Annotated in this window: 20 protein-coding genes; 12 read left to right on the top strand and 8 right to left on the bottom strand. The window is 64.8% G+C overall.

Annotation, left to right across the window (positions count from 1 at the left end):
* The first annotated feature begins 202 nt into the window (after nucleotides 1-202).
* Both Q7T45_RS12365 and Q7T45_RS12360 read left to right on the top strand, forming a co-directional pair.
* Entirely contained in the window at nucleotides 203-2,098 is a 1,896-nt protein-coding gene (locus tag Q7T45_RS12365) for a VTT domain-containing protein (protein ID WP_304871094.1), read from the top strand.
* Entirely contained in the window at nucleotides 2,095-2,781 is a 687-nt protein-coding gene (locus tag Q7T45_RS12360) for an endonuclease/exonuclease/phosphatase family protein (protein ID WP_304871092.1), read from the top strand. The genes Q7T45_RS12365 and Q7T45_RS12360 overlap by 4 nt, the downstream gene beginning before the upstream one ends.
* 11 nt (nucleotides 2,782-2,792) lie before the next feature.
* Here Q7T45_RS12360 and Q7T45_RS12355 read toward each other — a convergent pair whose 3' ends face one another.
* The gene (locus tag Q7T45_RS12355; RefSeq protein ID WP_304871090.1) at nucleotides 2,793-3,755 is read right to left on the bottom strand and encodes a hypothetical protein; all 963 of its coding nucleotides are present in this window, start codon (nucleotides 3,753-3,755) and stop codon (nucleotides 2,793-2,795) included.
* 196 nt (nucleotides 3,756-3,951) lie between these two features.
* Nucleotides 3,952-4,527: a histidine phosphatase family protein gene (locus Q7T45_RS12350; protein WP_304871089.1), complete on the bottom strand. Its 576-nt coding sequence runs from the start codon at nucleotides 4,525-4,527 to the stop codon at nucleotides 3,952-3,954.
* A gap of 325 nt (nucleotides 4,528-4,852) precedes the next feature.
* On the opposite strand from Q7T45_RS12350, the gene Q7T45_RS12345 reads away from it, so the two are divergent.
* The gene (locus tag Q7T45_RS12345) at nucleotides 4,853-5,680 is read left to right on the top strand and encodes a metal-dependent phosphohydrolase (protein WP_304871088.1); all 828 of its coding nucleotides are present in this window, start codon (nucleotides 4,853-4,855) and stop codon (nucleotides 5,678-5,680) included.
* Nucleotides 5,681-5,728: 48 nt separating this feature from the next.
* On the opposite strand, the gene Q7T45_RS12340 is transcribed toward Q7T45_RS12345, so the two are convergent.
* Nucleotides 5,729-7,960: a hybrid sensor histidine kinase/response regulator gene (locus tag Q7T45_RS12340; RefSeq protein WP_304871087.1), complete on the bottom strand. Its 2,232-nt coding sequence runs from the start codon at nucleotides 7,958-7,960 to the stop codon at nucleotides 5,729-5,731.
* A 543-nt stretch (nucleotides 7,961-8,503) separates the two neighbouring features.
* Here Q7T45_RS12340 and Q7T45_RS12335 point away from each other — a divergent pair.
* The gene (locus Q7T45_RS12335) at nucleotides 8,504-9,604 is read left to right on the top strand and encodes an LLM class flavin-dependent oxidoreductase (protein ID WP_304871086.1); all 1,101 of its coding nucleotides are present in this window, start codon (nucleotides 8,504-8,506) and stop codon (nucleotides 9,602-9,604) included.
* Between the two features lie 59 nt (nucleotides 9,605-9,663).
* On the top strand, nucleotides 9,664-10,212 hold the full coding sequence (locus tag Q7T45_RS12330) for a flavin reductase family protein (protein WP_304871084.1): 549 nt from the start codon (nucleotides 9,664-9,666) through the stop codon (nucleotides 10,210-10,212).
* 198 nt (nucleotides 10,213-10,410) lie between these two features.
* Here the strand turns inward: Q7T45_RS12330 and Q7T45_RS12325 are convergent, their stop codons facing one another.
* The 3 genes from Q7T45_RS12325 to Q7T45_RS12315 all read right to left on the bottom strand — a co-directional run bounded on the left by Q7T45_RS12325 (nucleotide 10,411) and on the right by Q7T45_RS12315 (nucleotide 12,944).
* On the bottom strand, nucleotides 10,411-12,288 hold the full coding sequence (locus tag Q7T45_RS12325) for a sigma-54-dependent Fis family transcriptional regulator (protein ID WP_304871082.1): 1,878 nt from the start codon (nucleotides 12,286-12,288) through the stop codon (nucleotides 10,411-10,413).
* Nucleotides 12,289-12,417: 129 nt separating this feature from the next.
* A complete protein-coding gene (locus Q7T45_RS12320; protein ID WP_304871080.1) occupies nucleotides 12,418-12,711 on the bottom strand; it encodes a type II toxin-antitoxin system RelE/ParE family toxin in 294 nt (97 codons plus the stop codon).
* Entirely contained in the window at nucleotides 12,708-12,944 is a 237-nt protein-coding gene (locus tag Q7T45_RS12315) for a hypothetical protein (RefSeq protein WP_304871078.1), read from the bottom strand. The genes Q7T45_RS12320 and Q7T45_RS12315 overlap by 4 nt, the downstream gene beginning before the upstream one ends.
* 109 nt (nucleotides 12,945-13,053) lie before the next feature.
* Between Q7T45_RS12315 and Q7T45_RS12310 the strand changes: the two genes are divergently transcribed.
* From Q7T45_RS12310 to Q7T45_RS12300, 3 genes are all read left to right on the top strand, one after another.
* Nucleotides 13,054-13,563: an MOSC domain-containing protein gene (locus Q7T45_RS12310; protein WP_304871076.1), complete on the top strand. Its 510-nt coding sequence runs from the start codon at nucleotides 13,054-13,056 to the stop codon at nucleotides 13,561-13,563.
* A gap of 75 nt (nucleotides 13,564-13,638) precedes the next feature.
* Nucleotides 13,639-15,264, top strand: a complete 1,626-nt coding sequence (locus Q7T45_RS12305) for a hypothetical protein (RefSeq protein ID WP_304871073.1) — start codon at nucleotides 13,639-13,641, stop codon at nucleotides 15,262-15,264.
* Nucleotides 15,265-15,417: 153 nt separating this feature from the next.
* The gene (locus Q7T45_RS12300) at nucleotides 15,418-16,296 is read left to right on the top strand and encodes an SDR family oxidoreductase (RefSeq protein WP_304871071.1); all 879 of its coding nucleotides are present in this window, start codon (nucleotides 15,418-15,420) and stop codon (nucleotides 16,294-16,296) included.
* A gap of 7 nt (nucleotides 16,297-16,303) precedes the next feature.
* Here the strand turns inward: Q7T45_RS12300 and Q7T45_RS12295 are convergent, their stop codons facing one another.
* Nucleotides 16,304-17,215, bottom strand: a complete 912-nt coding sequence (locus Q7T45_RS12295; RefSeq protein WP_304871069.1) for a ketopantoate reductase family protein — start codon at nucleotides 17,213-17,215, stop codon at nucleotides 16,304-16,306.
* A gap of 255 nt (nucleotides 17,216-17,470) precedes the next feature.
* On the opposite strand from Q7T45_RS12295, the gene Q7T45_RS12290 reads away from it, so the two are divergent.
* Entirely contained in the window at nucleotides 17,471-18,016 is a 546-nt protein-coding gene (locus tag Q7T45_RS12290; RefSeq protein ID WP_304871119.1) for a septal ring lytic transglycosylase RlpA family protein, read from the top strand.
* A gap of 55 nt (nucleotides 18,017-18,071) precedes the next feature.
* Here the strand turns inward: Q7T45_RS12290 and Q7T45_RS12285 are convergent, their stop codons facing one another.
* The gene (locus tag Q7T45_RS12285; protein WP_304745027.1) at nucleotides 18,072-18,287 is read right to left on the bottom strand and encodes a hypothetical protein; all 216 of its coding nucleotides are present in this window, start codon (nucleotides 18,285-18,287) and stop codon (nucleotides 18,072-18,074) included.
* 189 nt (nucleotides 18,288-18,476) lie between these two features.
* On the opposite strand from Q7T45_RS12285, the gene Q7T45_RS12280 reads away from it, so the two are divergent.
* From Q7T45_RS12280 to Q7T45_RS12270, 3 genes are all read left to right on the top strand, one after another.
* On the top strand, nucleotides 18,477-19,535 hold the full coding sequence (locus tag Q7T45_RS12280) for an AI-2E family transporter (RefSeq protein WP_304871067.1): 1,059 nt from the start codon (nucleotides 18,477-18,479) through the stop codon (nucleotides 19,533-19,535).
* 71 nt (nucleotides 19,536-19,606) lie between these two features.
* Nucleotides 19,607-20,167, top strand: a complete 561-nt coding sequence (locus Q7T45_RS12275) for an amidohydrolase (RefSeq protein WP_304871065.1) — start codon at nucleotides 19,607-19,609, stop codon at nucleotides 20,165-20,167.
* 313 nt (nucleotides 20,168-20,480) lie between these two features.
* Nucleotides 20,481-20,762 (top strand): aminotransferase class III-fold pyridoxal phosphate-dependent enzyme (locus Q7T45_RS12270; RefSeq protein WP_304871063.1); only part of this gene is annotated, 282 nt, incomplete at its 3' end.

The raw sequence follows: 20,762 nt of genomic DNA, 5'->3' as shown, positions 1-20,762 counted from the left end.
GAGTTCATCGATCCTCGTCCCCGGGCAGACCGTCTGGAAAAGATGCGAAGCGAGCCGGGTAGCGGTCCTGAACGACGCTGCCGAATATTTCGGCGCGCTGCGGGACGCGCTGCTGCTTGCGGAGCGGCAGGTCGACATCCTCGGCTGGGACATTCACTCGGAAACGCCGCTGGTCGGGCCGTCCGGCCGCGTCGACGACGGATTGCCGGTCGCGCTCGGTCCCTTTCTGACCGGGTTGCTCGCGGCCAAGCCGCAGTTGCGGATCAACATCCTGATCTGGGATTTCGCGGCGCTGTATGCCGGCGAGCGGGAATGGAATTCCGCGGACAAGTTCACCGCGGGATGTGATGGCCGAATTCGGTTCTGCCTGGACTCCAGCCTTCCGCTGGGATCGTCCCAGCATCAGAAAATCGTCGTCATCGACAACGCGATTGCCTTCTCCGGCGGGCTCGACCTGACGATCCGGCGTTGGGATACCAGCGAGCATCTCGCCGGGCATCCGCTTCGCCGCGATCCCGACGGCAAGCCTTACCCGCCATTCCACGATGTCCAGTGCATGGTCGAAGGCGAGGCCGCGGTCGCGCTGGGCGAGATCGCGGCCGCGCGCTGGACCGCCGCCGGCTGCACCGTGGAGGGCTGCGAAGCCGCTGCGGGCGATCGCTGGCCCGCATCGGTGCCGGCAGGGGCAAGGCAGATCCAGGCTGCCATCGCGCGGACCGAGTTGCGAACCGCGTCGCAACCGGGGGTCGACGAAGTGGCCCGTTTGTTCGAGGCCTCGATCAATACCGCTGATCGTTTCATCTATATCGAAAACCAGTTCACCAGCGCCACCGAGATCGCCGAGATGCTGGCGCGGCGGATGGCCGACGTGCCGGCGTTGCAGGTTCTCATCGTGACGCCGAAGGCGCATGCGTCGTGGCTGGAATCGCAGGCGATGCAGGGCGGCCGCGGCGGCTTTGTCGACCCGTTCATCGCCGCCGGGGTCGCGGACCGGTTGCGCATTCTTTATCCCGCCGTGGAGGACGGCGAATCCTCGGCGGCGGTGATGATTCACAGCAAGGTCATGATCGTCGATGACGGGTTCTTGCGGGTCGGCTCGGCCAACATCAACAACCGGTCGATGGGGGCGGACACCGAATGCGATCTGGCGTTCGAGGCTGATGGCGAGGAGCATTTCGAGTTCATCCGCGGCCAGCGGCGCCGGCTGATCGGACATTTTTGCGGGGTGGACGAGGACACCATCGCTGACAACGAGGACGATCTGCTCGGATTCCTCGATCGCCACGCGGCGTCGGGCACGGGCAGGGCTCTGCTGCCGATCGATAGCGAAACGGCTCCCGTCGGCGCAATGGCCGACATCATCCAGCCGATCGCCGATCCGAAGCATCCGCTCAACCTGCAGCGCGCGGCGCGGCGGATGTGGACCCCGCGTACCGTGCTGGCAGTGGCCGGCACCGTGGCCGCACTCGCCGGCCTGGCGCTGGCCTGGCAGACCACGTCGCTGCGGGATTTTGCCGATATCGGCTATGTCGCCTCGGTGATATCAAGATATTCGCAGTCGGCCTTCGCGCCGCTGTTCGCGGTGATGGCCTTCGTGCTGGGCGGGCTGGTGGTGTTTCCGGTGGTGGTGCTGATCGCCGCGACTGCGGCGGCGCTGGGACCCTGGATCGGCGCCTTCAGCGCCACCGCCGGCGTGCTCTTGAGTTCACTGCTGCTGTTCATGATCGGTCGCTTTCTCGGCCACAAGCGGCTGCAATCGCTGCTCGGCGCGCGCGCCTTGCGGGTGCAGCGCCGCATCGTCGGCAAGGGTGTGGTCGCGGTGGCGATGATCCGGATGGTGCCGGTCGCGCCGTTCTCGCTGGTCAACGTGCTGGCGGGCGCCAGCCAGTTGCGGTTGACGGATTTCCTCATCGGCACCGTGATCGGCATGGCGCCCGGCATCATCGTCATGGCAGCCCTCGGCGCGCAGATTGCGGATTTTGCGAAAAACGCCTCGTGGTCGAACGCGATCCCGCTCGGCCTCACCATCGTGCTGTGGATCGCGGTGTGCCTCGCGGTGCAGTTCGTGGTGACGTGGTGGAGCGGACGCCGCGCGTGACGGAAACCATCCGCATCATGACCTGGAACGTGCACGGCACGTTCAACCTCAATCCGGAGTTCGACCTCGAAGGCGTCTCCTCGATCATCCACAAATGGTCGCCCGACGTGGTCGCGCTGCAGGAGGTCGATTCGCGCGGGCGCACTGACGATGTGTTCGGATTGCTGGCGGACGCCGTCGGCGAACACCGCGTCGCGGCCCGCTCGATCGTCACCGAGGATGGCGACTATGGCCAGGTGCTGATCAGCCGCTGGCCGTTCGCCACCGAGCCCATGGTGACCGACGTATCCTATCAGGAGCGGGAGCCGCGCCGGGCGATCTCGGCGGCGATACGTTCGCCGATCGGCGAGGTGACCGTGGTGGCCACCCATCTCGGCCTCAGCCTGCACGAGCGTTACGCGCAGGCGCGGGCGCTCGCCGCACTGGTCGATGCGCCGCGGACCGTCGTGGTCGGCGACTTCAACGACTGGTTCTGGGTGATGTCGGTCCGCCGCGTGCTGGCGGCGCGCTGTCCGGTGCGGACGCGGCTGCGGACTTTTCCCTCACGGCTGCCGGTGCTGCGGCTCGACCGCATCTACGCCACGCCGAACGCCATCATGGTCAAGGCATGGACCGATCGCGACGCGCGCGCCTATTCGGACCATCTGCCGGTGCTGGCGGATGTCGGATTTTCCGGCGCCTGAGCGGACCTGCACTAGCGCAGCGGCATCGGCGGCCGCACGATCGGTCCGTCATCGTCTGCCCGGGCGGTATCCTGCGGGGGTGGCGGCGCTGATAGCGTCGACACCGGAGGGTAAGCCGGTTGCGGCAACGGTGCGGGTGCCGCGGCCTGCGCGGGAGGATAGGCCGGCAACGGCCGGTGCGGGGGCGCCGCGGCCGTTCGCGGCGGTGGTACGGCTGCTGTCCTTGGCCGCGGATTTGGTGCGGCAGGTTTGATCTCGGCGGGTTTGGCCTCGGACGTTCTGGCCGCGTCGCGGGCCGTCGCGTGCTGGCCGGCCTTGAGTTCGGCGATGCTGACCTTGAGCTGTTCGACCTGCTGCGCCATGGCCGCCAGATCGCGCGCCATTGATTGCAGCTGCGCCGTGTCCGGAGAGGGCGCGGCGGCGGCCGTTACAGCGCTTTCCGGGGGCTGGGCCGGAGCTGCAGGTGGTGCAGGGGTCTGCTCTGCCACTGATACCTGAGCGGCAGGCGTATCGGTTTGTCCCGGGAGAGCAGCCGTTTCCGCCGGTGGCGATGAGCTGAGGGCGAAAGCGGGCACCCAATTCGAGATCATCTGCCTGGCCGCATCGCCGTGATTTTGCCAGGCGGCGGCAGCGGCAGCGCTGCCTACTGCAAACACGAGCAGGATCGCACTTTTTGCCCACCGGCTGGTCGACGGCTGCTCGACGGGAGCGACGATATCGTCGGTGGCGGTGGCGCGAAACGTCGTATCCACCATTGGCGCGGCCACTGCGGCACCGGATGCTTGGGATGCCTGCTGATTTGAAGCAGATTCCCTGACATCCGGAGAGATCTCGGTATCGCTCTTACCCTCGCTCTTGGCGTCGCGCGTGATGTCGGCGAGCACCTTGTCGGCCCATGCCGCCGGGACCACATCAGGTGCGATCGCAAAGTCGTCGTGCGGATCGGAATCTCTCAACTTCAGTGTCGAATGCATTGGCGCTCCGTGCTTGGTCCTGGCTCACCCGCGAGGGGGTTGGCGGTTCAGGCGACGTTGACGGCCCTCTGCCCGGCTCCACAGTCCCATCAGGTTTGACCAAAGCAAGGCGATAGCGTGGAGAGAGTGTGAGACAGTTGCCGACGGTGTTGCTGGAACCCGAATCATGCGACCGGCGAGGGAGCGGCGCGTCGCTTCAATCCAGCATCAGGCGGCCGACGGCTTCGCGGCCATTGCCGCTGCCGCCGCGGACCACGACGATCTCGCCGCTCGCCGGCTGGATGCCGGTGAGCGCCTGAATGTTGGCACCGTGCGTCACGACGAGCAGGTTACCGTTGCCGGTCCATTGCTCGATGACCGCCCGCGCGCCCGATGTCAGGGCTTCCCTTTGATCGCGCAGCACGACCACATTGCCGAACGTCGGTGCGGTCTTCACCGGTCCGAGCTGCAGCAGCGTTGCGGTGTCGATGCAGCGGCACCATGGCGAGGCGAGGATTGTTTGCAGTAAAATCCCTTCCGACCGCAGCCGCGCGCCGATCTTGCGCGCGTCGGCGCGTCCCTTGGCGCTGAGGTTGCGCTGGGTGGCGCAGTCCTCGACCTCAAAGCCCGGCGGATCGCCGAAGCCGCCCGGTGCATCGGCATGCCGCATCAAGGCAACATGCCCGCCGGCGCGCAGCGCGCTCCAGGCCTCGGCCTCGCCGGCGCGGGCGATATCCGCCGAGGCGCCAAGCCCGAGGAGGATGGCAAGGATAGCGAAACGGATGCGGCGCATCGAACCTCGTCACACAGGCGATCAGGCGATCATATCCGCCGTGATGCCCCGCGCTATTTGAAACAGCACCGATCCGCGACCGATTCCTAGCGCGTTTGGCAGGGCCGTTCAAATAACCCCGGCGTGATCCGGGTAAAACAGGATCAGCCCGCCCGGATGCGGCGTAACCGGGTGCGGCGGCGCCGCAACACAACCCTGCTTTTTGTCCCGGGTGTGGCATCCACCGTTTGGTGACCCGACCCGAGATGCGCTATGCTGACCGCCACAGACAAAAACAGGAAGCCGGGGGCAGGCGCGACAAGGTGAGCCAAGCGGGGCAGCATCCATGATGACCTTACCGGAACTGGCCGTGGACGCGCTGGAAGAATTTCTCCGGTCCTTTATGCGTCGCCGGTTCGGACCCTCGCAGGCCCTCGTGGAGATCGTGCCGGCGGCGGCCCGCCTCGCGCTCGAATGCATCGGCAACAGCGACGCGCTCTACCACAATGTCGAGCATACGATGCTGGTCACGCTGGCGGGACACGATATCCTGCGCGGGCGTGCATTGCACACCCATGTCAGCGTGGAAGACTACGCCCATGTCATCGTCGCCTGCCTCGGCCATGACATTGGTTATGTGCGCGGCCTGTTCAGGGAGGACGATGCCGATGGATTCGTGATCGATGCTGCCGGCAGCAAGGTGACCTTGCCGCGCGGCGCATCGGACGCCGGCCTGATGAATCACCACGTCGACCGCTCGAAACTCTACGTGATGAAGAGGGTCGTACCCCCGCTCGACAAGCAACGCATTGCCGATGCGATCGAAGGCACGAGGTTTCCGCCGCTGGCAGGCCAGCAATTCGGTGAGGAAGCGTCGATGGTTCGAGCCGCGGATTTCATCGGGCAACTCGGCGATCCAAACTACATCCGAAAATCCAACGCGCTCTACCATGAGTTCGAGGAAGTCGGCATCAATCGCCAGCTCGGCTACGATTCACCCGCCGACATCGTTCATCGCTACCCCCAATTCTACTGGGACAGCGTGGCGCCTCAAATCCAGACCGAAATAGGCTATCTCAACATGACGTCGAGCGGACGGCGGTGGATCGCGAACCTGTACGCCAACGTGTTCCGCGCCGAACAGGCGATCTCGCTTTCGGGGCCGCAGCGGTAGACCGGCGGCGACGTGGCGGGTGTGGTGCGCTAATCCGCCCTTGCGAGCTCAAGCCGCGTCGAGCCAGATGTGCAGTATTTCCTCCAGTTCGGATATCTTGAATGGCTTGGTCAGGATGTGATCGAATCCTGCCAGCTTCATGTTGCCCATGTTGGCGGGCATGGCGTCGGCGGTCAGCGCGACGATCGGAATTTGCGCGGTGGAGGGGTCGCTGCGCAGGCTATCCAATACGTCGAATCCCTTGCCATCAGGCAGGTGGATATCGGTGATGATGAGATCGGGTTTCACTGAACGCGCAATGCTGATGCCATCCTGAACGGTTTGCGCATCAAGGAACCGGATATTTTCCGAAGTTTCCATGATGCCGCGCATCAACTCGACGTTCGGGATCTTGTCTTCGATATAGAGAACCGTATATCGCGAATCCGCTTTCATCGCGGACAGTTTCGTCGATACGTGAGCTGTCGTCGCGGCGGCTTCGTTGGAGGCCGGCAGATCAACCCAGAACTTGCTGCCCTGGCCCACGGTGCTTTCGAATCCAATCCTGCCGTTCATCGCGTGCACGAGCCGGCGACTTATGGCCAGCCCGATGCCGGTTCCTTCGATTTGAGTCAATTCGGCGCCGAGGCGATTGAAGGGCTCGAACACCTGACCATGACGCTCGGCGGGGATCCCCGGCCCGGTATCCCGAACGATGAAGCGGACCATGCCCTCGACGGGGATCGCCGAAAGCTGAACCCAACCGTTCTTGACGTTGTATTTGATGGCGTTGCTGCCAAGGTTGAGCAGAATCTGAATCAAGCGCGTGTGATCGGCAACGATGGACGGAAGGTTGGCCGAGGTGTCGGCCGTAAACAGAATTCCTCTCTTGGCGGCGTCAAGTTCCAGTGTGCGGCTGGCTTCGGTCATGATTTCCAGACAATCCAGCGTCTGACAATTGAGATTGAGGTGTCCGGTCTCGAGGCGGGCCATATCCAGTACGTCATTGATGATACTTTCAAGATGCTCACTCGCCTGCATGATATTCTCCGTGTAACGAATCTGGCGCTCGCGGGTGAGCGTATCTCCCGACCGCCTCAACAGCTGGGCAAAGCCGGACAGGGCAGCCAGCGGCGTCCGCAGCTCATGGCTCATCGACGCGAGGAATTCCGACTTGGCGCGGTTGGCTTCCTCGGCGGCTTGTTTCGCCACCAATATCCTGCGTGTTTCGGCCTCGCTTTCGGCGCGCTCACGCTCGCGCTCCTCGATCAGGTGCGACGCTCGCACGAGCGCCTGGCCGACCTCATCGACTTCGACAATTTCAGTGATCGGAATCGACGGTAGTCCGGGTGTCCCGAGCGCAAGGGCGGTGGGGCCGAGGCTTCGGATGGATCGGCTGATACGGGTCCCGAAGGCCGCCGCCAACAGGCAGCCCAGCGCGAGCAGGATGCCGGCAAGCACGGCGTTGAACGCGATCGATCGCTGCGCATTCGCCGTCAGATCGGCGATCGGAATGCCCATGCCCACCGTCCAGCCGGATCGCGGCGATCGGCTGAAGCTGCTGAATATCGGCATTCCCTCGATCGTCCTGGTCTCGAAGCTGTCTTCGGCGACCTCTGCAAACCGCCGGATGAACTCCGGCGCGCCTTTCTGGCCGACGAACTGTTCCGGGGCATGCGTACGGGCGGCGATCGTGCCGGTGCTGTCGAAAATCGCGGCTACCCAATTGGGCGGAATATTCTGCCGGAGCAGAATCTCGCTCAGGCGCCCGGGAGTAACGCCCATCGCCAGCGAGTAGATGACCTTGCCATCCGAGAACACCGGCACTTCGACGGCGATCACCCAACTGGTGAAGACCGGACCAACGAAAAGATCGGAAATGGCCGGCTTGCCAGTCTCGAAGATCCGCCGCACCTGATCCGGCTGGCCGTGCCGGGGCAGCGTTTCCCCGAACGGCTTGAGCGTATTCAGAACCTGCTGGCCAGTGGATTCGGTGAGAACGACGTTGCTGCCTACCAGAACATTCAACGCATCCCGCGCCTGTTGGTGGAAGCCCGCGAGATCACCGGAAGTCAGATGAGGCGACGTTGCGAGCGCCTGCAAGGCGGACTGAACGCCGTGCAACTCGGCATCGACCGCCTGGATCAGCGCGCGGGTGGTGGCGGTCGTGCTTCGCCCGACATCGGCGTTGTTCTGCCTATAGGAATTGATGATCAGGAACCCCGCCGCCAATGCCACCGGCAGAATACAGGCGATCACCAGACAGATCAGCCAGAAGCGAATGGTTCTCTGATGCCACATGTCGTTCTCTTGACCCACTCTGCAGGTGATTGAATCGCAGCGCGGAACAACAACGGTCTGCTACGGGAAGATGCAACTGACACTGTCAGTCGGGACGAACGCAAATGACGCTCAATACTTCGGTACAAGCGCCCGATATTGATCCAACGTAATGTCGCTTCAGCTTACCTCAGGCGATAGGGCGTTTTGATCCGTATTCTTACGGGGCATCGTCGCTCGCACGGCAAGGGCGACAATTTGCAGCACCTGATGCTGCGTGTCCTCATCACCGCCTGGCTAGCAGCCAGAAGGGCGGCCTTTCGGCCGCCCGCAGCAGCACCCTGTTCGCCCGTGTCTCGGATTTGCGACGCGCCGTTCGCAGGAGTGAGAATTTCGCCCGAACCGCACCCAAGTTGTTGCGGTCGAACAGGCGAAACACCGCGTAAATTGGGTGGAACGCCAGCGACCAGACGGTGCGCCGGACGCTGGCACGGCGCTTGCTGTTGGCTTTCTCAACGCGCGCAAGACGCGTTGCGGTAAACCAACCAAGGGAAGGGAAACCTCATGGAGATCGGTTATTTCACCATGCCTTCGCATCCGCCGGAGTGCGGGCTGAAAGAGGGCCACGACTGGGACCTGCAGGTGCTGCGCTGGGCCGACGAACTCGGCTACCAGGAGGCCTGGATCGGCGAGCATCACACCGCCCCCTGGGAGCCGCATCCGGCGCCGGATTTGCTGCTGGCGCAGGCGTTCCTGCAGACCAAGAACATCCGCCTCGGTCCCGGCGGCTTCCTGCTGCCGTATCATCATCCCGCCGAACTCGCCAACCGCGTCGCGATGCTTGATCATCTCTCCGAAGGCCGGCTCAATTTCGGCGTCGCGGCCTCGGGGCTGCCGAGCGACTGGGCGATGTTCAACGTCGACGGCATGTCCGGCCAAAATCGCGACATGACCCGCGAGGCGCTGGAGATCATCCTGAAGATGTGGACCGAGGACGCGCCGTGGACCTACAACGGCAAATTCTGGACGGTGTCCAAGCCCGACGTGATGTTCGATTTCCTGAAACCCCACATCAAGCCGCTGCAGGCACCGCATCCGCCGATCGGGGTGGCGGGCCTCAGCAAGGGCTCCGATACGCTGAAGCTGGCCGGCGAGCGCGGCTACATCCCGATGAGTCTCAACCTCAACCCGGCCTATGTGTCGAGCCATTGGGAATCGGTGGAGATCGGCGCGGCCAAGACCGGACGCACGCCCAACCGGCAGGACTGGCGGATGGTGCGCGAGGTGTTCGTGGCCGACACCGACGAGGAGGCCTGGCGCCTGTCCGTGGGCGACATGATGGGCCGGATGATGGGCGAATACTTCCTGCAGCTGCTCGGTCATTTCGGCTTCAAGGACTATCTCAAGCACCAGCCGGACGTGCCCGACAGCGACGTCACCGTCGAATACTGCGCCAGGCACAACTGGATCGTCGGTTCGCCCGCGACCTGCGCCGAGAAGATCGAGAAGATTTACCACGAGGTCGGCGGCTTCGGCACGCTGCTGGTGTTCGGCTTCGACTACAAGCACAAGCCGGAGGCCTGGCACAATTCGCTGCGGCTGTTGAAGCAGGAGGTGCTGCCGCGTCTCAGGCATCTCAAGCCGGCCGTCAGCAAGGCCGCCTGATTGTCCTATCCGCACTCTCACCGCTTGCGGGGAGAGTGCGGGCCCGGGAGATGGGGAAGATGGAGCCAGGCGATTTCAGGAAGGCGATGCGCCACTGCGCCGGTGCGGTGGCGCTGGTCACCGTCGGCCGCGAGGATGGCCGCCGCACCGGATTGACCGCGACGGCGGTGTGCTCGCTATCGGACGATCCGCCATCCCTGCTGGTGTGCGTCAACCGCAACGCCAGCGCGCATCCCCGCATTCGCGAGGAACGGTGCTTTGGCGTCAGCTTCCTCGGCGAGGAACACGTGCCGCTGGCGCTGACCTTCAGCGGCCAGAAGGGGATCGAGGGCGACGACCGGTTTGGCTTCGGAAGCTGGACGACAGGGGTTACCCGCGCGCCGGTGCTGCAGGATGCGATCGCTTCGTTCGATTGCGACCTGCGGCAGGAATTCGAGACCAGCACGCATTCCGTATTCATCGGCGAGGTGCGTTACGTCGGCATTCGCTGCGAGGCGCAGCCGCTGCTCTATCTGCGCGGCGCGTTTCACGGCGTGCAGGCGATGCGGGATGTCATGTCGCTCGGCGACATCAAGGCACGAAAGTTGAGCTGGAGCAGTTTTTCCTGAAACCGGCGGCGGCTCTAGCCCGCGAACGAATCCCGACCTCATCCTGAGGAGCCGCGCGCCTTCGCGCGGCGTCTCGAAGGATGGCTGCAGCACTGTGCCAGATGGTTCGAGACACGCGCCGGCAGCGCGAGCGCGTCGTCCGGACGCGCTCCTCACCATGAGGGAGTGGGAGCATGTCGCCGGAGAAGCGACGAAGTCCTAGTCGCCCGCCGCTGTGATCCCCAACGCGCTGATCTTGCGGTAGAGCGTGGCGCGGCTGACGTTCAGCGAACGCGCGGCGTCCGCGACGCTGCCACCATGTTTGCGCAAGGTCTCGGCGATGACGTTGCGCTCCGCGGTTTCGAAATCGGGCTGCATCGGGCGGGTGCCGCCCGGCGGCAGGTCGAGATCGGCCTCGGCGATGACGCCATTCTCGGCGGTACAGGCGGCAAGCCGCAGCACATGACGCAATTGCCGCATGTTGCCGGGGAAGGGGTGCGCCAGCAGCATTTCCAGGGCGCCGGATGAAAGGTGCGCCCGCGGCGCCTCTTCGGCCGCGATCTGCGCGATCACGTCGGCCTTGTCGCGGCGCGCGCGCAGCGGCGGCAGTTCGACCTGCAGGCCGCGCAGGCGATAATAGAGGTCGGCGCGAAAACCGCGGTCGGCGACCATGGCGTCGAGATCGCGGTGCGTGGCGCTGATCAGGCGGATATCGACGGGCAGCGGTTTCAGTGCGCCGAGCGGCCAGACCTCGCGGTTTTCCAGCACCCGCAGCAGCCGGGTCTGCAAGGTCAGCGGCATGTCGCCGATCTCGTCGAGAAACAGGGTGCCGCCGTCGGCCTGCACAATCAACCCCTTGGAGCCGTCGCGCCGCGCGCCGGTGAAGGCGCCAGGCTCGTAGCCGAACAGTTCGGCGTCAACAAGGCTTTCCGGCATCGCCGCGCAGTTCAGCGCGACATAGTGGCCGCCGGCGCGCCCGCTGGCGGCATGAATGGCGCGCGCGAACATGTCTTTGCCGCTGCCGGTCTCGCCGAGCAGCAGCACGGGAATATCCTCGTCTGCCACCATCGTCAGCCGCTTGACGCTGCGCTGCAGGACCGGGTCGCCCCCGGCAAGCCGCGTCAGCGCGTCATAGCGACGATCCGGCGCTTCCGCGCGCGCCGACGGAGTCAGTGCCTGTGACCTGGCGCGCAGCGGGCGCGTGATGTGGCCGCGCCCGAGGCGCTTGCCGTCGCGGTCGCGCAACAGCTGCGGCGCGTCGCACCGCCGCATGAAGCCGTCGTCAAGCCGGATGAATTGCGACAGGTGCGTTCCCGCGTCGATCATCGCATCCGACAGGCCGAAGGCCTGGCGCGCGGCGCGGCTGGCGCCGAGCATCCGCTGGTCGTCGTCGAAGGCGATCATGGCGCTGCCGCCGGCATCACCACCGGGCAGTCGGGCGATCCAGCCGCGGTGGTAATGCGCGCGGAAAATCGCTTCCTCGATCCGCCGCACCGCCAGCGTGGTGACGGCGAGCGCGATCTGGTGCGCGGCGCGATCGAGATCGCCGCGGCACGAGGTGATGTTCACGGCGCCGGCGAGGCGCCCGGCGTGGTCGAACAGCGGCGCCACCGCGCAGGTGAACATCGACCATTGCTCGCGAAAATGCTCGTCGCGATGCACCAGGACCGGACGCTGTTCGGCGAGCGCGGTGCCGAGACCGTTGGTGCCTTCGATCGCCTCGGAAAAGATCGAGCCGGTATAGACCTTCCACTGGCGCAGGATGGTGGCGGCTTCGCCGTCGGGCAGGCGGCTGAACAGGATGGCGGCATTGGTATCGGCGAGGTTGACGCAATAGCCGGTGCTGCGCAGGGCGCAATAAAGGTCTTCCAGTTCGGGCGTGGCGAGGTGGATCAGCCCGTCGATCGGTTCGGCGTGGCGCTTCAATTCGGATCGCGTCAGCGTGCGCGGTGGTCCGCGTCGCGCCGGATCCAGCTTGTGGTCGACAAGGCAGCGCCGCCAGGAATTGGCAATGCCCGGCTCGCCAACGACCGCCGCCTCATTATGGGCAACCGACAGCACGCGCTCGACGTGGTTGCGGGCCTCGAGGTTCGCCATCGGGATTTCGCTCCCTGGACTTTACCGAAGTTTGTCATAGCGTTTTCGGAAGTCAATCGCGGCTGCCGGGAACCGCCGTGCGTTGGCCGGGCGTTCTCGAAACCCAGCGTAGGCTTACGTCGACTGCACCTATGACTTTTGATCATCCCAGGGCCGACGCGCGGCGTGGTGGATATGGAGTATCTCGACTGTATCGCCGGTAACCCGATAGAAAATCTTGTACGGATAGCGGTTCAGCGGCGCCACGCGAACGCCCGGACGGTCGGCAGATTGACGTGAGCTTTCTGGCCATCGTGCGATCTGCGCAACGACATTTCGGATACGTCGTTCGACGACGGGTGCCACTGCCGGATAGTGAAGAATGAGCCAGTCGGCAATTGCTTCGAGGTCCCGGAGGGCTTCCTCGGTGTAGATAACCTTCATTTACCGCGGAATTTTGCGAAGGCGGCTTCCACCTGTTGATCGTTGGCGAAGCGGCCTTCCGCCGCCGCACGCAGCCCGCGATCGATACCGGCCAGTTCGTCCGGGGTCGGCCAGTATACGCCTTCCTTGAATTCGGCATCGAGTTCAAGCGCGAATTCGGCGAGCTCGTTCTGGACATGCGGCGGCCATGCCTCGACCCGTTCCAGCACCTCGGTCAGCTTCTTTGTCTTCATGGCGGGAATGTATCACAATCACGCAAGTTTGTCTTCAGGACATGAGCAACCTCCACCGCAGCCTGGCGATCGCCGCGGTGCGATCAGGGTGGCCCCAAGGCGAGGGAAAATGGCGGCGTTACCGACAGACTCCCTGATTGGCCGCCTGCTGGCCGGCCCGATGCGGCCGGGGCGGCTGGAATGGATCGGGTTGCGTCCGGCGCGCAGGGCGGCAGTCGAGATCCGGAACTCGGCGACGTTGATTGCGGCTCACGGGATCGAGGGCGACCGCTACAACACGGAGCGCAACAGGCCGCGTCAGGTCACGCTTGTCGCAGCCGAGGATCTGGCGGCGGTGGCGGCGTTTCTCGGTGCGCGCGAGGTTGCGCCCGAGCTTCTCCGTCGCAACCTCGTGATCCGCGGCATCAATCTGCTGGCCTTGAAGGGCCGGCGGTTTCGCGTGGGTGCGACGCTGCTCGAAGGTTCCGGCGAATGCGCGCCGTGCAGCCTGATGGAGGAGGCGCTCGGACCCGGCGGCTATAACGCGCTTCGCGGCCATGGCGGCATCACCGTGCGCGTGATCGAGGGCGGTGACATCGCCGTCGGGGACACGGTCGCGCGAGTCGATGCCGCAACATAGCGCGGGATGAATTGTTGTGGAGGTGGCGATGATGTGATACAAAACCTTAGGTAGTGCAGATCGTCGGAGCCTTCCATGAAAAAATTGCTGTCGGTTGCGGCGATGTTGTTGCTGGTCGCGGTGATGATGCTGGCGGCGTCGCCACGGCCCGTCGCGCAAACCCAGCCCGGCCAGGCTCCGGGCGCTCCGGGCCAACCCCTGCCCATCAAATATGTGCCGCAGGCAGTGTTCTGCGCCAACGGCAGCAACGCGCTGTGCTCGGTGCTGGCGGCTTACATCGGTCCGGATCCGTTGTTGAAGATCGACGACGGTTACAACGGCCTGTACGGCGCGCCGCCGACGAAGGCGTCGGAAGACGTGCAGACGCCGTTCGACAACATGTCGTGGCAGATGTTCGTGGCGCTGAACTGGACGGCGAACGCGGTCAATCAGCCGGCGGCCATCGGGCTGACGAAACCGGGTCCGCGGGTCTGGCAGACTTATCGCAAGGTCAGCGCGTTGTTCGGCAATTCGCCAGTCCGTGCGGGCTGCACCCCGGCGCTCGCCCTGCCGGTGTTCTATATCGGCTCCGACGGCAAGGGTAACCCGGCGCCGAATAACGAGGAATTCCTGCAGGCCTCGAGCAACCTGCCGCTGATCGATATCAACGGCAACTGGGCGGTATTCGAGCGGCGCGTCAACGATATCGAAGCGAACTACCTGCTGGCTCCCAACGGCCAGAAATCGCAAACGCTGACCACGATCGCAGGCCAGAAAAACTTCATCGCGAACAATCCCGCCGGAGTCCAGTTCACCTCGTCCTCCACGGTGCCCGACGGCAAGAACGGCTCGATCGAGATCAAGGCCGCCTGGCGCATCATCGACCGCACCAAGGGCGACGATCCCACACGCTATTATACGCAAAATGCTTTTCTCGCCGTGGCCGGGGACCTCGTCAGCAACGGCCGCTCGTTCTGCCGGACCGTGGTGCTCGGCCTGGTGGGCATGCACATCCTGCAGCGCAATCCGCTCGTTCCGGAAACGCCCGCGTTGCGGCCGCAATGGATCTGGGCGACTTTCGAGCATGTCGACAACGTGCCGCTGGCGCAGAAGCCCTGCAATGTCGCCAACGGCTGCGGCACTGTGGCGGCAACCAACTGGATCAACCAGGCGAGCTGTGGGCCCGCGGTGGACAACGACCGCGTGCGCTATTCCTTCTTTCGGCATAACCTGCCGGTGGGGACCAATATCGCGCCGGTGCCCGCGAGCGGCTCGACCTACAAATGGAATCCGCAGCCGCCGTTTGCCAAGGGCGCGACGACGCCGACGACGGCCTGGCCGCAAGCCACGCGCTGCTGGGAGACCTATCCGACGACGGCGTCGCTCAATACGCAATGGCAGCAGACGCTCGGCGCGGTGAAGAGCGTGTTCCAGAACTACATGCTGGTCGGCACGCAATGGGGCGGCAAGCTGGAGCCGCCGACCCCGCCGAATCCGATACCGGCGAACGCGGTGCCGGGCATGCTCTCCAACATGACGCTGGAGACCTACATCCAGAATTACACCGGCAGCAATTCGAACCTGCCGGGACCGGGCTCCTGCGTCAGCTGCCACAATTTCGCGACCCTGCCGGCCAACGGCAACGTATCGGCGAATTTCAGCTTCCTGCCGGGCCTGGCAAAGCCGTCGACGGCGCGCAGCATGATCAAGACAGCGCGGTGAACCGCAGCACCGCGCGCTGTCTGGCGCTCAGCTTCGCGCCGACGCATGGCTTCACAACGCTTCGTGGCTTGTCCGGCATCGGCCGCGGCCATATAGCTTCGGCGCGCTGCAACGGGGCTTTCGCGCCGCCCGCGCGACAGCATGAGGCCATGCATGAAGCTTCTGGTGTTCGGATTCGGCTACACGTGCCGGCATGTCGCCGAACGGCTGCGGCCGGGCGGCGCGCAGATTTCTGCGACCGTCCGAAGCCAGGCCAAGGCCGACATGCTGACGCGGAGCGGCATCCGCGCGCATGTGTTTTCGCCCGATCGATGCGATCCCGCTGTAACAGGGGATATCGCCGGAGCCGAAGCCATTCTGGTTTCGATCCCGCCCGATGGTTCAGGCGATCCCGTGCTCGCGGCGTTCGCCGATATGATCGTTGCGGCACCCCATCTGCGCTGGATCGGCTATCTCTCGACCGTCGGCGTCTATGGCGACCATGCCGGCGGCTGGGTCGACGAGGCGACGCCGGCTGCGCCGTCTGACGTGCGTTCGCAAGTGCGGGCTGATGTCGAGCAGGCGTGGCTTGCGTTCGGTGCTGTCAACGGCATCGCGGTGCACATCTTCCGGCTTCCCGGCATCTATGGTCCGGGCCGCAACCAGTTGGCGCAGCTGGCGGCGGGAACCGCCCGTCGGATCGTCAAGCCGGGCCAGGTCTTCAACCGCATCCATGTCGCGGATATTGCCGCGGTGATCGAGGCGTCGCTCAGGCAGCCGCGCGCCGGCGCGATCTACAATGTCAGCGACGACGAGCCGGCGCCAGCGCAGGACGTCGTTCGCTTTGCGGCAGATTTGTGCGGCGTACCACCGCCGCCGGAGATTCCGTTCGAGTCCGCCGAACTGTCTCCGATGGCACGGAGTTTCTACGGCGAAAGCAAGCGCGTTCGCAGCGCCCTGATCCGTAGCGAACTCGGCGTCGAGCTGCGCTATCCGACCTACCGGGAAGGACTGACGGCGCTGCGGGCCGGCGGCGAGGGACCGACGAGTTGATCGTCGTTTAAGCTCGCCTGCCTGACAGCTCCCTGCCTCTTTCCGCCAGCTTGACCATCACTTGCAGGGCCTGATTGGTCGGCGTGGAGATACCGAGCTCGGCACCCCTGCGCACCACATAGCCGTTGAGGAAGTCGATCTCGCTGGGTTTGCCGCGTGACAGATCCTGCGCGGTGGAGGAGGTCTGGTTCGGCATCGCGGCGGGAATTTTCAGGATCTGCGCCGCGAGGTCTTGCGGAAGTTTCACGCCGCAGGCGCGGGCGACATCAGCTGCTTCCTGCACCGCGCTGGCGATCACATCCCGGGCGCCTTCGACCTGCATCATCGGTCCATAGGCGATGCCCGCCACCGCGGACAGCGCGTTGAAGGCGCAGTTGGTGATCAGTTTTGTCCATTGCACGGCCTCGATGTCGCCGGCAACCGTGGTGTGGATGCCGGCTGCGTTCAGCGTTTGCGCCAGCGCTTCGCTTGCCGGCGAAGCGCCGATCACGAGGTCGCCGCCGCCGTGATGCCTGACATGGCCGGATGCGGCCATTTCGCTGCCGACATAGACCACCGTTGCGATGACGGGGTGGCCGGTGACGGCGCGCAGGCGCTGCGCATTGTCGACGCCGTTCTGCAGGCTGAGCAGCGATGTTTCCGGCCGCAAGTGACCGGCGAGGGAACGACCGGCCTGTTCGGTATCGGCCGACTTGACGCAGACCAGCACCAGGTCGGGCGCGGCGAGGGCGGTCGTGTCGGTTGCGGCCTTCGCGGGCAGGTGATGCTTTAAACCCTGCATGTCCAGCAACAGGCCATGCGCATTGATGGCGTCGACATGCGGCTGCCTGCCGATGAAGGTCACGTCGTGGCCGGCCTTGAGCAGCAGGCCGCCGTAGTAACATCCGACGGCTCCGGCGCCGATGACCGCGACTTGCATGCTTGGCTCCTGGATGAGGCTGACGCGGGTCGGGGTAGCTCAATGGGACGGATGGCGCAATTTCCGCGGCCGTTTGCCGGCGAGATTGCGGCGGTCCCGTGCGCCCTGTGACACCGGAAGCACACCCGAACCAAATTGCGTGGGGCGAAGCGGGTCCGGTCTCACCCGGTCACGGTTCCGCCCCGATTGGATTCGGACGCTGAGGGCGTGTTGGTTTTCGGCTTGGGCTGGGGCGCGAGTTGGGGATGCAACATGATGACAAACGGCTGTGCCACGCCATCAGGGATCGAACCCGCAATGGGCCGCGGGATGATGCGGCTGTTGGCCCTCGCGCTCGCAGCGGCTGCGCTGGCGGGTTGCGCGCAGTCTTCCGTGGTCAGCTCGAAATCCGAACTTCGCCAGAGCAGGGAAGCGTCGCTCGAACGCGATCGACCGACATCGTCCGTGCCGAAGCGGCGCGCTGCCGTGGTGAAAAAACATACGCCGTTCGCGTCGCAGCGGCCTGTCGTCGGCACCGGCACGGCATCGCAGGGCATCGCCAGCTTCTACACCGAGGGCACCAAAACCGCGAGCGGCGAAAAATTCAACACGCATGATCTGACCGCGGCGCATCCGACCTTGCCGTTCGGCACAAGATTGCGCGTGACCAATGTCAGCACCGGCCGCGCCGTCACGGTCCGGGTCAACGACCGCGGACCGTACATCCAGGGGCGGATCGTCGACGTTTCCTATTCCGCGGCGGACGCGCTCGGAATGGTCGGAAAGGGCATCGCCAACGTCAAGCTCGACGTCGTGCAGTAGCAGGCGGATCTGGCCAGAATTTCATCGCCGGAATCTCATCGCCGGCGCCTGCCTGTCATGCCTCGTTCTTTGGAATGTATTTGCCCGCGACGCATTTGTATCGTTGCAGCTTCCACTGGTGATACGGACCCTTGGCGAGCCAGTCGGCGATGCCGATTTGCGCATGGACCGCACAGGCTGTCATGGTAATGCCTGACAGCTCGGAGGTGGTGACGACTTTCTCCAGGCACAGCTGGCCGTTGCAGAGAACGGCGACAAGAGTAACGAGCATGGCGTCCTTCGTGGCTTGGGGGATCACCCGGTCGATTGATGCTATGCAGGGTTCGTGCCACGATTCGGGGTGCGCTGTGTTCTGTCGAAATGCTGCCCCCGTAGTCTTACTGGCCCGCGATTTGAACCAGGCGCCGCCGAATTCATTGGCAAGGCAGTGCGGAACATGACGACACAGGAGACACCAACGGTGCGCAGGCTCGAGAACCAGAGTTTTCTGCTGTTGCTGGTCGCGGTCACGCTGGCGTTCGCCTGGATACTGGTGCCGTTCTATGGGGCCATTCTCTGGGCCGTCGTCGTCGCCGTGATTTTCGCGCCGCTGAACCGCAGGCTGCAGGAACGGATGGGCGGGTGGCCCAATCTCGCCGCCGCGGCGACGGTGCTGATCGTGATTGCGATGGTCATTCTGCCGCTGGCCTTGATCACGGCTTCGCTGCTGCAGGAAGCCTCGGCCCTCTACGCCAAGATGCAGTCCGGCGAGTACAACTTCGCCAACTATATTCAACGCGTGTTCGATGCCCTGCCGGCCTGGGCGACGGGCCTGCTGGATCGTTTCGGCCTGACCAACCTGTCCAAGGTTCGCGACAGCGTGGCGGCCGGGCTGGTGAAGGGCGGACAGGCGGCTGCGCCGCAGGCGCTCAGCATCGGCATGGACACGTTCGACTTCGTGGTCGGCGGCGGCATCATGCTGTATTTGCTGTTTTTCCTGTTGCGCGACGGCTCCGCGCTGGCGGAGCGGATCAAGCAGGTGGTTCCGCTGCGCACCAGCCAGAAGACCGCGTTGTTCGACCGGTTCGCCGATGTCCTCCGCGCCACGGTGAAGGGCGGCATCCTGGTGGCGATGGCGCAGGGCGCACTGGGCGGGCTGGCGTTCTGGTTTCTCGGCGTTCACGCCGCATTGCTGTGGGCGGTGCTGATGGCCTTCCTGTCGCTGTTGCCGGCGATCGGCGCCGGCCTCGTCTGGGGGCCGATGGCGATCTATCTGCTGGCCACAGGCTCGGTGTGGCAGGGCGTCAGCCTGATCGTGTACGGGGTGCTGGTGATCGGCCTCGTCGACAATCTGCTGCGTCCGTTCCTGATCGGCAAGGAGACCAAGCTGCCGGACTATGTCGTGCTGGTCTCGACGCTGGGCGGCATCCAGGTGATCGGCCTCAACGGCTTTGTCATCGGGCCGCTGATCGCGGCGATGTTCATGGTGACGTGGGAAATCCTCTCGGTATCGAGGACGGCGGCGGAGTCGGAAACGTAGGGCGCAACCCGGGCTACTGGACATCGCCCCTTCGCAACGTCCAAACTGCGCCGCGCACAGGAGCCGCCGCGATGACCATCATCGATTCCCAGGTCCATGCCTATGAGGCGAACACGCCGACGCGGCCATGGGCTACGTTGCCGAACTGGCCCGATCACGTCACCGGCGACGAGATGGTGGCGGCGATGGACAAGGTCGGCGTCGACGGCGCGATCTTCATCTCGGCGTTTTCGATGTACCGCTATGACGCGAGCTATGCCGTGGAAGTGGCGCGGGCGCATCCCGGGCGCCTCGCGATCGTCAAGCCGGTCGATCCCGACGATCCAGGCGTGGACGACGTCGTCGCCGACTGGAAGCAGACGCCGGGCGCGGTCGGCATCCGCATCATGCTGACCAGGGAGAGCGGACGCGCGCCGGATGATCCCGGGCTCGACCGCATCGCGCGCGCGGCCGTGCGCCACGACTTTCCGGTCAACCTGTTGTGCTGGGACAATCTCGACGCCGGCACCGCATTGATCGACCGGCATCCCGATACACGCTTCATCCTCGACCATCTCGGCATCCTGCAGCCGCGCACGCCGCCGGCGCCGGAGCATCCCTGGGCTGAATTGCCGAAGGTGCTCGAACAGTAAGAAGCGACGCGGAACAAGGTAACATGGTAGGGGTATAGGGATGAGATGAGCCCTTCGCGAAACCCATCGCATGATCATGCGCGCGAGGCCAGCCGTTGGGTTTCGCAAGGGCTCAACCCCACCTACGATCTATGTGATAATCCATCAACGTCATTGCGAGCCACCGGGTCGCGCGAATGCGCGCCCGATGACAGGCTCCGCGAAGCAATCCATTTCGCAGCGGTACCGGTTGCTAGATGGATTGCTTCGTCGCGAAGTGCTCCTCGCAATGACGCTGTGGGCTGTGAACTCGCACATCGACATGAGGGGGATAATGATTAAACCAGCCGCCATGCTGAGCGAAACCCCGACCGCGGATGCGGCGTTGCGGGCGCGGGCGGCGCGCGTGGTGCCCGGGGGGATGTGGGGGCATCTCAACGCGGCGCGGCTGCCGGAGGGCTATCCGCAGTTTTTTGCTTCCGCGGAAGGATGCCGGATCCGCGACGTCGACGGGCGCGAATACATCGATTTCATGTGCAGCTGGGGACCGGTGCTGCTCGGCCACCGCCATCCCGAAGTGGAGGCGGCGGCGCAGGCGCAGGCCGCAAAGGGCGAC

The organism is Bradyrhizobium sp. (assembly GCF_030646015.1).
Lineage (GTDB): Bacteria > Pseudomonadota > Alphaproteobacteria > Rhizobiales > Xanthobacteraceae > Bradyrhizobium.
The sequence above is the reverse complement of the archived record's forward strand: the minus strand, read 5'-3'. Positions and strand labels throughout refer to the sequence as shown.

Coding starts and splice junctions, on each gene's coding strand:
- Q7T45_RS12355 (WP_304871090.1), bottom strand. CDS start 3,755: ATGCATTCGACACTGAAGTTGAGAGATTCCGATCCGCACGACGACTTT.
- Q7T45_RS12350 (WP_304871089.1), bottom strand. CDS start 4,527: ATGCGCCGCATCCGTTTCGCTATCCTTGCCATCCTCCTCGGGCTTGGC.
- Q7T45_RS12345 (WP_304871088.1), top strand. CDS start 4,853: ATGATGACCTTACCGGAACTGGCCGTGGACGCGCTGGAAGAATTTCTC.
- Q7T45_RS12340 (WP_304871087.1), bottom strand. CDS start 7,960: ATGTGGCATCAGAGAACCATTCGCTTCTGGCTGATCTGTCTGGTGATC.
- Q7T45_RS12335 (WP_304871086.1), top strand. CDS start 8,504: ATGGAGATCGGTTATTTCACCATGCCTTCGCATCCGCCGGAGTGCGGG.
- Q7T45_RS12330 (WP_304871084.1), top strand. CDS start 9,664: ATGGAGCCAGGCGATTTCAGGAAGGCGATGCGCCACTGCGCCGGTGCG.
- Q7T45_RS12325 (WP_304871082.1), bottom strand. CDS start 12,288: ATGGCGAACCTCGAGGCCCGCAACCACGTCGAGCGCGTGCTGTCGGTT.
- Q7T45_RS12320 (WP_304871080.1), bottom strand. CDS start 12,711: ATGAAGGTTATCTACACCGAGGAAGCCCTCCGGGACCTCGAAGCAATT.
- Q7T45_RS12315 (WP_304871078.1), bottom strand. CDS start 12,944: ATGAAGACAAAGAAGCTGACCGAGGTGCTGGAACGGGTCGAGGCATGG.
- Q7T45_RS12310 (WP_304871076.1), top strand. CDS start 13,054: ATGGCGGCGTTACCGACAGACTCCCTGATTGGCCGCCTGCTGGCCGGC.
- Q7T45_RS12305 (WP_304871073.1), top strand. CDS start 13,639: ATGAAAAAATTGCTGTCGGTTGCGGCGATGTTGTTGCTGGTCGCGGTG.
- Q7T45_RS12300 (WP_304871071.1), top strand. CDS start 15,418: ATGAAGCTTCTGGTGTTCGGATTCGGCTACACGTGCCGGCATGTCGCC.
- Q7T45_RS12295 (WP_304871069.1), bottom strand. CDS start 17,215: ATGCAAGTCGCGGTCATCGGCGCCGGAGCCGTCGGATGTTACTACGGC.
- Q7T45_RS12290 (WP_304871119.1), top strand. CDS start 17,471: ATGACAAACGGCTGTGCCACGCCATCAGGGATCGAACCCGCAATGGGC.
- Q7T45_RS12285 (WP_304745027.1), bottom strand. CDS start 18,287: ATGCTCGTTACTCTTGTCGCCGTTCTCTGCAACGGCCAGCTGTGCCTG.
- Q7T45_RS12275 (WP_304871065.1), top strand. CDS start 19,607: ATGACCATCATCGATTCCCAGGTCCATGCCTATGAGGCGAACACGCCG.